General features: G+C 40.4%; 8 protein-coding genes. All 8 read right to left on the reverse strand.

Annotation, left to right across the window (positions count from 1 at the left end; genetic code table 11):
• Window positions 1-67 precede the first annotated feature (67 nt).
• The 8 genes from pbpC to ADIARSV_RS15420 all read right to left on the reverse strand — a co-directional run bounded on the left by pbpC (window position 68) and on the right by ADIARSV_RS15420 (window position 14,749).
• On the reverse strand, window positions 68-2,479 hold the full coding sequence (gene pbpC / locus ADIARSV_RS15385; RefSeq protein WP_016196529.1) for a penicillin-binding protein 1C: 2,412 nt from the start codon (window positions 2,477-2,479) through the stop codon (window positions 68-70).
• Window positions 2,480-8,053, reverse strand: coding sequence for an alpha-2-macroglobulin family protein (locus ADIARSV_RS15390; RefSeq protein ID WP_016196530.1), 5,574 nt, complete (start codon window positions 8,051-8,053; stop codon window positions 2,480-2,482).
• A 208-nt stretch (window positions 8,054-8,261) separates the two neighbouring features.
• Window positions 8,262-10,016, reverse strand: coding sequence for a lysophospholipid acyltransferase family protein (locus tag ADIARSV_RS15395; protein ID WP_016196531.1), 1,755 nt, complete (start codon window positions 10,014-10,016; stop codon window positions 8,262-8,264).
• A gap of 89 nt (window positions 10,017-10,105) precedes the next feature.
• Entirely contained in the window at window positions 10,106-10,894 is a 789-nt protein-coding gene (locus tag ADIARSV_RS15400) for a PhzF family phenazine biosynthesis protein (RefSeq protein WP_016196532.1), read from the reverse strand.
• A 299-nt stretch (window positions 10,895-11,193) separates the two neighbouring features.
• On the reverse strand, window positions 11,194-11,988 hold the full coding sequence (locus ADIARSV_RS15405) for an SDR family NAD(P)-dependent oxidoreductase (protein ID WP_016196533.1): 795 nt from the start codon (window positions 11,986-11,988) through the stop codon (window positions 11,194-11,196).
• A gap of 45 nt (window positions 11,989-12,033) precedes the next feature.
• On the reverse strand, window positions 12,034-13,191 hold the full coding sequence (locus tag ADIARSV_RS15410; RefSeq protein WP_016196534.1) for a zinc-dependent alcohol dehydrogenase: 1,158 nt from the start codon (window positions 13,189-13,191) through the stop codon (window positions 12,034-12,036).
• A gap of 74 nt (window positions 13,192-13,265) precedes the next feature.
• Window positions 13,266-14,522: an MFS transporter gene (locus ADIARSV_RS15415; protein WP_016196535.1), complete on the reverse strand. Its 1,257-nt coding sequence runs from the start codon at window positions 14,520-14,522 to the stop codon at window positions 13,266-13,268.
• Window positions 14,523-14,524: 2 nt separating this feature from the next.
• On the reverse strand, window positions 14,525-14,749 hold the full coding sequence (locus ADIARSV_RS15420) for a hypothetical protein (RefSeq protein ID WP_016196536.1): 225 nt from the start codon (window positions 14,747-14,749) through the stop codon (window positions 14,525-14,527).
• Window positions 14,750-14,822: the final 73 nt, after the last annotated feature.

Here is a 14,822-nt window from a genome sequence, read left to right on the forward strand (position 1 = left end):
AGTAAGCCTGACATCGCTAAAATTGCAGACTATATTATAAGTAATAGAAAGAGGCGGTAATAGTTAATTATTTTTTCTCTTTATCCAAAACCTCAAACTTTTGTTGCAGCGTATTGCCCCGGTCGTCAACTAAGGTAATCACATGTATGCCGTTGGATGGGGAGATCGCTATTTGGTGGAAACCTGTCGTCGTAGTAATGAATTCCCGATCAATAGACCAGTAGATTTTGCTCCTGGGATTTCGATGTGCAGCGTTGAAAATTACTTTTCCCCTAACGCCGTCTATCTCCAGCGGAATATAGATCTTCGCATTGTTTTTGGGATAAATAAGTTCCATTGGGCGATAGTTTTCCTGTTCATTTTGACAGGCTGGACTGAATGGAGGAAGTGTCTGGTAGTCGCGATGTCTGATTTTGTAATAATATTCCATGGCAGGAGGCAGTACAAACCAGTTGACATGTTGCATGTTTTCGGGAGATTCACAGGTCGAACTTACCCTGTATTTTCCTGAGCGGTCTAAATGAATCAGTTGATGATAAGGACAGAGTGGCGATTTCATCGATGCGGCTGGCATGTAGGTTGTTTTGGTGTTAGTGCAAAACTCACCGGCTCTAAAGCCACTCTTCAGGCATACGGATACTTTAATTAAATCATGGTAAGGAACTGTAAATTCGTTGTTTTTGGGTAAGAGATCGAAGATATCAAATAAGATCGGGGCAGCAGTTTGGATGCCGGTTAATTCAGGTCTGCCTTCACCGTCGGCATTGCCTACCCACACACAAACTACATAATCAGGAGTCACGCCAATTGCCCACCCATCCCTAAAGCCAAAACTGGTACCTGTTTTCCATGCGATCTTTTTTGATGAATTAAACTGTTCCCAAAGCAATTCTTCGCCGGGACGCATCACTTCCTGCATAGCCTGAAAGGTGTAGAATAGCGATCCGTAATCCATAACAGTGGAGGCAGAGAGGTTCTCTTTAAGAGGCTTTGACGCGCTCATATACACCGGTGGATGGTAATCGGAAGCATTGTACTTTCCCTTATAGCGGGAATAATGATTTAGTGTGCGGGCCATACTGGCATAAGCACCTGAAAGTTCCCACATGGAAACTTCACACCCTCCAAGAATCATTGACAAACCATAATAGTCCGCGGGTTTATTTAATGATTGGATGCCTGCTTTTTTAAGGAGCTGATGAAAGCGTTCATATTTATATTGCTGCAGCATCTTTACTGCTGGGATATTCAGCGAACGGCTTAATGCCCGCGAAGCAGGTATGGCGCCATCATAGCCGAGATCATAGTTCTGAGGGGTGTACCCGCCAATCTGAACAGGAATATCTGGAACCAGACTATTTGGGAGAAGCAGGCCGTCGTGCAACATACTCGCATATAAAAGGGGCTTTAAAGTACTTCCCGGACTTCTTAGTGCATTTATGATATCCACATAACTTTCCATTTCTGCATCCCCAGGATCATATACATTCCCTACATAGGTAAGTGTATGGCCTGTTTCTACATCGAGAATCAGTGCGGCAGCGTTATTTATGCCATTGGCTTTAAATTGTTGATGATGACGTTTGAGGAGGGCTGTTACGTTCTTTTGCAGAGCGGACTGGACTGTCGTTCTTAATCGTGTACTTTTTAATTTAAGCGTAGGGAAATCAGACTTAAACCTAGTTAGGAGATGTGGTGCATCCTGAGGTAAAGGTAGGGGTTGTTGCGAAACAGGCTCTAACATGGCTAGCTGAGCGGTGTTTTTATCTATTACCTGATCTTTTAAAAGTTGCGCTAAAAGCGCATTTCTTTTCTTTAGAAGGATGGTTCTGTTTTTTCCGGGATGAACCAATGCAGGTGAATTTGGTAATACGGCAAGCATAGCGGTTTCTGCCCAGGAGAGTTGTGCTGCATCTCTGCCGAAATAGCGCCAGGAGGCGGCGTCAAGTCCTACTACATTTCCTCCAAAGGGTGCATTTCCTGCATATACAGCCAGTATCTCCGCTTTTGAATAGGATAGTTCTAAGCGAAAGGCTAGCATTATTTCTATAATTTTTTGCCAGAGCGTTCTTTGTTTATTTCTACTCAACCTGATCACTTGCATAGTGATCGTGCTGGCCCCACTTACTGTTCTTTTATTCTGGAAATTTGATCTCAATGCTCTGAGCATCGCCAAAGGGTCAAATCCCGGATGGTAATAAAAGCGTTTATCCTCATAGGTTGTGATACACTTGATGAACTTTTCGGGGATGGTATCTGAGGCAGGGAAACGCCATTGTCCATCCCTGGCAATAGAGGCGTTCAATAGTTCCCCATGATCATCTTCTATGACATAGGATGTTGGCGTTTTAAATAGGGGAGAAGGCAACGAAAACCAAAACAGTAACAACAGGATTATTATTGCACTTGAAAACAAGACAATCTTCGGTTTAATGAAGATTGTCTTGTTCCTGAAGTTAGCTTTATTTAGAGTACTCAATTATTTAACGACCTCCACCCAGAAGCCTGTTTTACTTGCTTGAATTTCATTATCGTACATGGCCGCAGAACTTACTGCAGGTAGATAGAACCTGCCTAAATAGGAAGCGTTTAATAATACCTGATAAGTAAGTGTTTCGCGTGGTTTGATGTTGAAGTAGGTGAGCACCCTGTCGTCCCGGATATCTCTGTAAGTATAATTTGATCCACTGTTGTTGCCGGATTGATCACTTAAGCGGGTATTGATAATTTCCCAACCAGATGGGAAGATCTGAGTGAGGGCCATTTGTTCGTAGTATCCTCTTTTACCGGGATTGTTAATGGTGACTTCAGCAATGAAATCAGTGCCTTGTTTGATGCTTACAGGGTTAATGTGCATCCCGTTTTGTGTTTTGTAGACAATGCCCATGTCCAGCAATTCTGGATGGTTTACAAGAGGTGGGTTCTGGCCTTGTGCCGCCTGACCTTCCTGCGTTACCCTGATGTATAAAACATTGTCGCCATTGTTTAAAAGTTGAAGAGCTGATTTGCCTGCTTTATAATTCAATGGGAAACGTTTTATATAGGAGTTGGATGTAATGCTTTGTTTTGCTCCATTGATACTATAGCTAAAATTCATTTTTTTTCCGTCCTTGTTTACACCACAATATTTGGAGATGGCTATTAAGGAATAGGCCGTGGTTTGAGTACTGTACCATTGATCTTTTGAAAGCATAGCGGCTATTTTATTGACTAAAACAGCTGCTTGTTTTCTTTTTCCAAGTTCGGTAAGCGTCTCCAAAATCATGGCTTCATCTCTCAAATCAGAGCCATATGTATAACTCATTTGATTATATGGTTTTACCTCCAAGCTTAAATTTTTTATTAATGAAAGCGCTATATCTGTCTGACCAATAAGTTTATATGCGGCTGCCAATCGCCATTTAGCTGCATCAGATAAATAACTGAATTCACGAAGACGGTTCATTGCGCCGACTTCAGGACTCTTAGCAAATGCAAGTAAATACAAGCGATAGGCCTGAATTAGGTCACCTCCATAAAAATTACTGCTGGAAGGAGCATACGCATTTGCTTTGTTCTTCTGGTAGCGTTTCCATGAATCCCAAAGACCTGCAGGGAGACTATAACCTTTCCTTTGTGCTTCCAGTAAGAAGTGGCCTGCATAATTAGTGCCCCATTCATCCGCGTCCTGATTTCCTGGCCAATAAGCCATACCACCATCCTGCGTCTGGAAGGATTGTAATCTATTCAATACGCTTTTTATGTTTCTTTCTATAGCAGCCTTTTGTTGTGGGGATACGTCCGTAAGCTGGTTGAGTACCAACTGAGGGAATATGCCTGATACCACTTGTTCCACACAGCCATGCGGGTACTGAATCAGGTAATTCAATCTTTTACTTAGGTTCATTGCCGGAATCGTAGATACTTCAAGCATGCTACTTGTGGAGCCTGAAATACCAATAGGGGCAAAGACTTTACTATAGGATTTTTTGGGCTCCAGTTGGGCTCCTGTGACTACTGTTAAGTAAGGATTTGGATTTCGGATATCCATTTCGACATCGTACTCCGCTTTTTCATTTCCACTGGTAGCGATGATTTTAATTTTAGCGATTCCTGTCGCTTGTTTCACTGCGATGGTGGCATAAGCCATCTTTTCGCCAATGCCGCTGAAGCTGATGACCTGGCTACTGGAGCTTGTGTTTAATAAATTGCTGGTTTTGATTTCAAGCTTTACATTTTTAATCTGATTCTCCATGGCAAATACCGTAATGGGCAATTTGAAGGTCTCTCCTGGTCCTGCAACACGAGGAAGTGTTGCTAAAATCATCAGTGGTTTCTTCACCTGGATTTGCTTTTCAGCGAAACCATAAGCCCCATCTTTTCCGGCAATGACCATAGCTCTGACGGCTCCGATATACTGAGGGAGTTTAAAGTGATGAGTTGTTTTTTGACCTTCTTTTAAGTAGAAGGGGCCCATAAACTTGACTACGGGTTTAAACCGGTTTGCTTTTGCGGGATTGACATTTCGGTTGATACTGGCATCCCCTCCAATACTTAAGATCCGTACTAAATCGCCTCCCCAGGCACCTATTACATTGTCAAACAGGTCCCATGTTTTCACTCCCAAAGCCTCCCGTGCATAAAAGCTGGAATGTGGGTTGGGTGTATTGAACTTGGTGAGCGCAAGAAGACCTTCATCTACAATGGCAATGGTATAAGTCATCGGCCTACCTGATTGTTCTGAAACTGTTAAACTGCTGTTTGTTTCGGGGCGTATTACCGCTGCAGAACCGATTACAGGCTTCAGAATGGTTTTTGGATCTTCTACTAAAATAGGAATTACCCCGTACATCCGGATAGGAAGGTCATTTATCGTCTGGGAATGGGGTTGTAACAAGGTGACGTTTAGGAAAACATTAGGGGCCATTTCCTTTTCTACTTTAAAAGAAAATTTAGTTTGGCCTTTCTGGGTTTCAATCCACCAGGTCTTTAATACTTTGCTTCCACTTTCTACGCTGACCAGTCCTCTTCCTCCTTTACTGCTCGGAATAGTTAATTCTACATTTTCGCCTACTTTGAAACTCTCTTTATTTGCTGTAAAGGAAAGCATGGAGGCTTCGGTAGGGTTATTCTGCTGCTCCCTCTGCGCCCAGCCAGGCCAGTCTACATACAGGGTTTGTCCTGAAGTATGTCCGCTTTTTAGATCTTTAACGCGGATTAGGTAACGTCCCCATTCCGGGTAGTTGATCCGGAAGTTCCAGTTGCCCTTGCCATTGTTAAGGGTAATGATTTCTTTTTTCAGGAGTTGATTCACTTTGTTCTGACTGAAATTACTCAGGTTTTCTTCCCCTTCATCCCACCACCAGCGCCATTGGATTTTATACAACTGGATTTCTACTTGCTGTGTTCCTGCCAGGTATTTACCTGCTGTATTGACATTGATAATATTGATCTGATGATTGCGGTCTGTCAGCAGCATATCGCTTAACTGAGCACCCTGTGGTACATTGATTCCGGTGTAGGAATTGTAAATATGATAGGGCATTTCAAAGTTGTCAATACTGAAATTACCTCCAGGCTCAAACACTTTGGTAATGAAGTTGGCACGCAATACTCCTGGGGCGCTTTCTGTAGAGCTTAGATTGGCCTTCACAATTGCAATACCATTATCATTCAACTTACCGTCAAAGATGGTGGTGCTTTCTGATTCGAAAGCATTGGTAGGGTCATCGAAGGTATAGGGTTCGAAACCTTTAAAACTGGTTTTGGCGGGACTCAAAGTCACGTCGACCTTTGCTTTGAGATTCCTGGCGATGGATCCAAAGAGCCAGTTTACCGTTAATTTACCGGGATTGTCCTTTCCTTTAATCAGGGTGTTAGTGGACGCAAAATTAAGATTTATCTTTAAGCGGTTGGGCATAATGGTTTCAATCTTTACCGCTTTACTGAATGTAGATCCACCTACTTTTACCTTTGCCAGCCAGTTACCTGTAGGTGCTCCGCTGTTTGTATTTACTTTAAAGGTATAAAAATCAAGGACTCCCTTAGTTTGCATCAACTTTTTGTTTAGCTGCCCCTGAGGGGTATACAGTTCAAAAATAATAGGGAGTCCATCGGGAAGTTTCTTGTCTTTGTCTTCTAAAATAAAACTGAGATAAATAGAATCACCGGGTCTCCACACACCTCTTTCACCATAGATGAATCCTTTTATACCATTTTGAATAATATCTCCGCTTACATTAAACCGGCTTAATGGGAGAGAAGAGCCATCATCCAATTTTAAGTATCCGCGTTGTTTGTCTTTTTTTGCCAACAGCAGGAAGGGCTTCCTTTTTAACTGGAACACCGCGATTCCATCATTATTGGTATTTGCTGTTTGAATCAGCTGGTTTTGATAATCCAGGAGTTTAATTTCCACTCCTTGCATGGGTTCTGTGGTCAGTATATCCGTAGTGAAGACGGTGACGGTATTGTCGTCGCCTCTCTTAGTTATAATCCCGATGTTGGAAGCTATTACATTTCGGGACACCCATCTGTTCTGGTTGAAATAGGAATTGGAACAAGGGTCATCTTTCTCGTCCCAGTCATATCCAAAGGGATAATAGTCATTGTATCGTTGCCAGAATTCGTCATCTTCATCAATCTTTTCGCCATAATCGTAGCTGTTTGCAGGGCTTTCTTCCTCTGTTTGATCGGTGCATTTATAAAGGGAATATGATTTTCTGAAACCTATTGTGATCCGGTAAATGGCTCCGGGTTCTGTCTTAATCAACTTGTCGATATCGAGAGCGAAACGGTTTTTCTTTTTTAAGTTCAGGGTCTTGTCCTCATCCAGACGAATAGTTTTTTGCACAAGCGGTTTTCCTACACGTCTTAAATCATTAGATCCATCAGTGGCATTATTAACCTGTAGAAACTGGGGGATGTTATTCTCGTAGATCTTAATGATCGTTACATCTACTGCTTTCAGGTTGATGGCTTCAAAAGGGTAACTCAGCTTACCGGAGTCTGGAATAATCATCCCCTTGCCAGGAATGGTTACTGCAGGCTCTATGTTCTCGAAACTGACATTGCCTTTCAGAGTGGTTTTTAACTTCTGACTGGCTATGTTTTGAATGCCTTCATTGATGGAAACGGTGTAATTTCCATTCAATCTGTCCGGCGTATAAACCTTTATTTCACTTCCTTCGATGGTGAATTGCGGATCGGTGATGTTACTGATCGTAATTAGCCCATTTAAATCCTGACCAATCATGACTGGGTTGGACAGCTGTATTAAAACATATTGCTCATCTTTTTGAACTGCTTTCATGTCTAATACCTTGAAGACGCCTTTCGCCGGAACTTCCAGTTCTTTATTATCCTTGATATTTGAATGGATTGGAGTGCCATTCCAAGATAATTTTAAAGCATGACTAGCCTGTCCCATCTCGATGCTGTCGACAGTAAACCTGGAGGTATGCATTTCCGGGTGATGCTCCCATTTGATGCCTTTACTTTTTCCTGCATAGGTGGCAATAAGTACTTTTTCTATAGCTTTAGTTTCTTCCTGATCAGATGTAAGAATTGTTCCTGTGCATTTTAAATATGCTAAAGAGGAGCTGTTGATGGATTTGAGCCCATCCAGTTCAATTTTAAAAGAAGGTTTAATGATCTCAAAGTTAAAAATGAAGGTCTGAAGCGGTTCTTTAACTTCAACCAGTTTCCCTAAATGGAAAGAGGCCTGATAGGATTCCCCTGGTTTGAGCGACTCTGCAGGTGCAAATTCGATGGTGCTTTCATCAAGCCAATAGGCTTTCCCTTTTATAGCTGGACTGAAATCTAGAATGTCCTTACCTAGCGGCTCATTTACACGATGAAGCGTGTTTACTTGTCCTGTTAAATGGATCTTTATTTTTTCACTTTTAGAAATGACTCCGGAGGTATAGGATTCAATATAGGCTGCAAACTCCGGATTATTTTCATTGGTTGGATTGGGTTTTAATAATAAATAGGTTACAAATGCCAGAATAATTAGGCCCAATGCGGTTATAATCGAAATTATATTCTTTTTTGAGTAAAAAGTATTTGCCATTTACGTGTGGTTAATATTTAGGAAAAGTAATAAAATGGATTGTTTTTTAAGCTATATCTGCTCTGTTTTTTATTACATGCAAAGTGTTGAGTGCGGCGGGAGAAATGATGGAGCTGAGTAAACCTGATGTATCTTTATAAATATAGATTCTGCAATTTTATCTCTAAAAGGATAATTTAATCTTAAAATGTAGACAGTAAGTGGATTCCTATTTGAATGTAAGTGTCAACTTATCAATTTTTGCTTGTGGAACTTCGGTTAGGTTTAATACTAGAAAGCCATCGAGGCAATCAGAGAATTTAGGGTCGATATTAAACCCAATAAAACTTGCTTGAAGAGCGAGATATTGCCGAAGTAAAACTGGGATCTTAATGTGGCTTGTTTCGAGTTCAGAAATAAGGCTATTCAAGTCCTTCAATGAATCGCAGTTATCCAACAATAGGTTCTGATTTAATTTAGAAAAATTAACCCGGAAATGATGATAGGGTTTGATATGTTTCGCCAGGTCATGATTAAAGTGATGTTTCATGATATACTCCACCATGAGTGACTTGGAAAATCGGGAGTATTTATTACTGATGCTAACAGGTCCGATGAGGTATTTATACCTGGTATCCGTTTGCAGGTATTTTAATAATCCTTTCCAGAGCAAATATAAGGGTAAGGGTTTTTGCTGGTATTCCTTTCTGATCCAAGACCGGCCAAGCTCCAGACTTTCTTTAAGAATTGGGTAGAATTCCTTTTTAATCTTAAACAGTTCAGCGGTGTAAAATCCCTTTTTTCCCATGCTATAGAAGATCTCATCGCCTTTTCCAATGCGATAAGCACCTACTAGTAGTTTATTTTCATGATCCCAAATGAAAAGATGGTAATAATAGATGTCAAATTTATCAAGGTCAATTGATTTGTTGCTTCCTTCGCCAACTTCCCTGAAGGTGGTTTCCCTTAGGCGACCAATTTCTTTCAGGAGGTTAGGTATTTCTGCTGATGAAGCCAGGTAAACCTCATAGTTTTTCTCTCTGCAGATCAGCTGATTGTTGAGATTAGTTACTTCTTTTTCGAGTAACGCAGGAGAGATTTGCTCTACAATCAGTTGGGATTTACTTCTGATTTTGAAGATATTCCCTGGGTTTAGGATCTTTCTTTCATTCGCCAATCCAGCCCCTAATGCATATGTTTTTACCCTGAGGTAGTTTAAAAGTTCTGTATTATTATCCCGACCGGGAATCTGCTCTAGGGTGACAGGTTTACCAATTCGTATGCGGAGTACATGTCCTCTTTTATTAAACAACTCAGATGGAAGTTTTGCCGTTTGAAGCATTGGGTGGATGTACCTGAGCAGACTAAATAAGATTCCATTATTGCCATGAAAATAAATGGGAAGCACAGGCACATTCGCCTTACTAATGATTTTACCTACAACAGGGTGCCACTTCTTATCGGTTATTTGCTGTTTACCGGGTGTATAGGCAGAAACTTCACCTGCTGGAAAGATTGCCACAGGTGTTCCGTTCTTCAACATTTGGATGGTATTTTTTAGACCAGTAATACTGGATTTGTCTTTAATTTTTTCAAATGGATTTACCGGAATGATATAATCTGCCAGATTGGGAATTCTTTTTAGAAGGAAATTTCCCATAAACATGGTTTCAGGCCTGGAGGTAGTAAGTACTTGAAGCAAAGCGAGTGCCTCTATGGCTCCATAAGGATGGTTGGCAATAGCAATGAATGCCCCGTCTTTAGGGATATTGGCCAGGTCAGCTGGATCAAGTTCAATTGCAATGCCCAGAATATGAAGTAAATGAGCTGCAAATTCAGGTCCCTGCAGTGATTCAGCCTGATCTATTATTTCATTAAGATCGTTGATCTTCATGATCTTCATCAACAATAAATCGAGCCCAGGCATCAGTGTACTGTTTATTCCTGCTGTCTTTGAAAAATCTTCCTTAGATACTACTGCCATATCTGGCAAGGTAATGCTGTAAGATTTCCTTATTGAGAGTTTAAAATGAACTCTATGTTATTATAATGATGTATTCCTAGTCTAATAATTTAAATCAACAGCATTCCTGATATCAGTGTTACTGCATGTCCTGAAAGTAGCACACGGTCGCCTTTAAGCTCTAGTCTCATTTCCCCACCTCTTTGTGATGCCTGATAAGCAAAGAATTGAGTTTTATTCAGCTGCTCTGCGTAGTAGGGCACTAAACAGCAATGAGAAGAGCCTGTTACGGGGTCTTCATCGACACCAACGGAAGGACCAAATGTTCTTGATACAAAATCATAGGGGGATGAAGGGGCTCCTTTGCTTGTCACGATTACCATTTCATGATGTCTCAATATGTTGAAGTCTGGTTTAACATTATTCACTTCTTCGGGAGTACTTACTTCAATAATATAACGGTCTGCATAAGCGGTACGAATTGGTCGAACCTGCAGTGCTGCTAATACTTCTTCAGACACATCAACTGGTCTGTTTTCTTTTGCAGGAAGATCAATTTCAATCCAATCGCCCTTCTTTTTCGCAGTAAGTAAGCCACTTAAGGTATGATATCGTGCAGTTTCTTGGGCTTTAAGGATCCCTTCCTGCCAAAGAATATGAGATGTTGCTAAAGTGGCATGTCCGCATAAATGCACCTCAACAGTAGGGGTAAACCAACGCAGGTAAAATCCATCTTCTGCTTTTTGTACGAAAGCAGTTTCAGCAAGATTATTTTCTGCAGCTATTTGGAGCATAGTTGCTGTACTCAATTCTTCTTCAAGTAGGCAAATTGCTGCTGGATTTCCTTTAAATGGCTGATCAGTAAATGCATCAACCTGATAAAACTTAATGTTTTTCAAGAGCGTATTTGTTTATTTATAATGTTCAGTATCTATAAACATTCATCAAAATCTGAGTAAGTGAAACACAGTAGGGATGATCCTCTGGACTTTTAAATTAGAATGTTTCCGTGTTGCACTAAATCAACAAGGTAGTTCAATGATAAATAAAATTATACGGTTCTGCAATATGGAATTTCAGGTTTCATTATTCTCAACAGACTTGTATAGGTAAAATTTAAAAGCAAAACAACCTGAAAGAGGAATTGATTCTTCCAGGTTGTTTTGCTTTTAAATATTGTAATTAATAAAAACTGTTATTACTTATCCACCGGTTTTTGTTGTTCATTCATGTTATGTGCAACAACACTATCTGGCAATATATTACTCATTCCAATTTGAACTTTATTTTTAAAGCCTGAAATTACCTTATCTTTTCCGGCGAAAAGGGCTTCATAACCGTCTTTTGCAACATCTGCAGCATCAGATAAAGAGTCCTTATCCTGGACGGCTTTGCTGTCCTCCATTTCCGCTTTATTGAAGAAATCCGTATCTGTTGCACCAGGCATCAAAGCAGTAATTGTTATGTCGTAATCCTTATTCTCTTCGCGAATAGCTTCTGTAAAGGATAAAACAAATGCTTTGGTGCCATGATAAACGGATTGCCATGGTCCGGGAACCTTACTCGCAATGGAAGCTAAATTGAGTATTTTTCCAGAGTTTGCAGCAACCATCTCTTTTAAGAAATGTTTGGTTAAGATGACTACTGAAGAAATGTTCAATTCTATGATATCCAGTTCGCGCTGTAAATCAGTGTCTTTAAATTCGCCGTACAGACCCTGACCTGCATCGTTGACTAAAATGTCAATTGTAATCCCTTTACTTTTAATGTCCTCAATTAGTGAAAAAGCTTCTTCTCTATGGAAGAGATTTTTAGCTATAGTAATCACATCAACGCCTAAGGATTTAAATTCTTCTCCTTTGGCATCAAGTTCCTGTTGGTTTCGGGAAACAAGTACTAAATTGTCGTGATCTTTGGCAAATAGCTTTGCCAGTTCATAACCAATGCCAGCTGTGGCACCGGTTATAAGTACGTATTTCCTCGTATACGGCATGATTTTTAATTTTTAAGTTATTGATATACTTATTTTAAAATAAGGCTATGGTTTCAGCACTACTTTTACACAATCGTCTTCCTTTTCGTCAAAAATTTTATAAGCGTGTGTTACATCACTTAAAGGGAGGCTGTGCGTAATAATGTCATCAAGTACAACTTTCTCTTCTTTAACTAACTCGATCAGGTGGTCTATGTAGTTCAGTACTGGCGCTTGCCCCTGTTTGATAGTCAGTCCTTTATCAAACATGCGATGAACAGGGAAATTGTCATAGGGACTACCGTAAACCCCAACAATGGTAACTGTTCCGCTTCTTCTTACGGCTTTAAAGCAAAGGTCAATTACTTTGATACTTCCCTTTTCAAAATTAACGGTTGCTTTAACCTTATCTAAAAAAGAACGTTCTGGTTCAAATCCGACAGCATCCACACAAACGTCAGCTCCTCTGCCTCCGGTCATCGCTCTGATAGCTTCAACAACATCTACTTTATTTGGATTAAGCGTTTCGACGTGATTAACTGCTTTTGCTTTTTCCAAACGGTAATCCAATGGATCGATAGCAATTACCCTGCTGGCGCCATTGATCCATGCTGCCTTTTGTGCCATTAAACCAACCGGACCAGAGCCAAAAACAGCAACAACTTCTCCGCCTTTAAGCTGTGCCCAGTCAATTGCAGACCAACCTGTAGGGAAAATATCAGTTAAAAACAAGGCTTGCTCATCTGTAATATTGTCCGGAATAATTCTTGGACTAATATCAGCATAAGGAACTCTAACATATTCAGCTTGACCGCCTGAATATCCACCGTAAAGGTCTGTGTAGCCAAATAGTGCTGCTCCTTTTTGATCCATCATGTCGCCATTTGGACCGTAATGTTTGTAATTTGAGTTTTCGCAACTCGGGGAGGCGCCATGGCTGCAAAAGAAACAATGTCCGCATGCAATAGGGAAAGGGACAATTACCCGGTCGCCACGCTTTAAATTCTTAACAGAAGGTCCAACTTCTTCAACAATGCCCATGAACTCATGTCCCATGATCATATCCGTAGGTTGTGGTACTGCACCACTAAGGATGTGAAGGTCAGATCCGCAAATAGCGGTTGAGGTAACCCGTAAAATTACGTCCCCTCCTTGTTCGATACGCGGGTCGTCCACGGTATCATAGCTGATATCACCAGGTTTGTGAAATACTGCTGCTTTCATAGATAGTATGTTTATTAATAGTATGATAGATGCCGGGAATAACACTACCACACTTTAATAAGTTTTAAAGAATTTCAAATTATATCGCTGGCAAGAGTAGCTTTTTTTAAATTTCTTTTGATGAGTTTACTTACCCGATACATCAGCAGGATGCTGAGAATGGAGATGAAAACAATGACATAACCTACGATATCGTAATGTACAAGCGGACTTGCTTTATCCTTTTGAACCACAATCATTCCGGCAATAGCAGCAGCAACACCACCTGCAATTTGTTGTAAAGAGGAGTTGATGCTCATAAATGATCCACGATCGTATGTTTCGGGAACAGCACTAGTTAAAGCAGAGGAAGGAACCATTCTGCTCATAATGCCCATCATCATCAGGATATTAAAGATGATCACCACCCAGAAAGAGGTAACACCAAGATTGGTATACAGCACACATATGATCATCATCCAAATGGAAGCAAATGCAAATATTTTAAACTTGTCTAACTTGTCACTTAGTTTACCAACAATAGGCATGATAATTAGTGAACTCACACCAGCTACCATAAATAAGACCGGAAGCTGATCCATGGAAACCTTTAAATTATTGATTGCAAAAGCACTGCTAAAAGGCATCATCATAAACCCTCCTATGGACAATAATGCGGTAGCTGAAAACCCTATCCGATAGTCTTTTTTGGCCAGTGTATGCCATAGATGCAGAAAAGCGGATTTGTCATGCTGAGCAGCAAGATGTTGGTTAACTGGCTTTAGTTTTATAATAATGCCAACTACGGTCATTATTGCAATAGCGGCTACCATTAAAAAGGGAGCTTCCCAACCCCAGTAATTGGCAATATATAAGCTGATAGGAATGCCCAATACCTGACTGGCACCAAAACCCATTTGAATGAACCCCATTACTCGTCCACGCTGCTGCAAAACGAACAGATCGGTGATGATGGCCATTGAAATGGAGCCGATCACTCCTCCAAATAGGCCTGTGATGATCCTTGCAACGATTAATGCGACGTAAGAATGGGCTAATCCGCAAAAAATAGTTCCAATTATAAATCCTCCGTAGAAAAATACCAATAGATTTTTCCGGTCAAAACGATCAGCGAACCCTGCAGTGAGCAGTCCTGAAATACCTGCACTAAAGGCATAGGCCGATACAGCCAGTCCAAAGGAGGAAGGTTCTAAACTCAATGATTTCATCAACATATCACCCAATGGCGACATCACCATAAAGTCAAGGATGACTGTAAATTGAGTGAGGGCAAGAATGAAAATTGCAAATTTCTGGTATCCTGTAAACGATAGGGTATCTTCTTTGATCATAATTAAGTAAGTTCCTCACAGTCATATCCATGAACCTGAAGTAGTTTGATAATGTACTGATGATTAAGAGTGTAAGATATGATTCTTAATACATAATCTTCGTCATATAAGTCCACATTCCATTGTTTAATACTTTTATGCTGTTCAAACAATGGTTTTAACGTTTCTCTGTCTGCTGGAGTTTTAATATTTGTTTTAAAGACCAGGATGTGATTGAAGTTTTCCATAAGTCATAAATAATTGCTTAATTATTTGAAATAGTATATTTGATTATTTGATAACCAATATGTTACAAAAGTT

It is taken from the genome of Arcticibacter svalbardensis MN12-7 (genome assembly GCF_000403135.1).
In the GTDB taxonomy this organism is placed as follows: Bacteria; Bacteroidota; Bacteroidia; order Sphingobacteriales; family Sphingobacteriaceae; genus Arcticibacter; species Arcticibacter svalbardensis.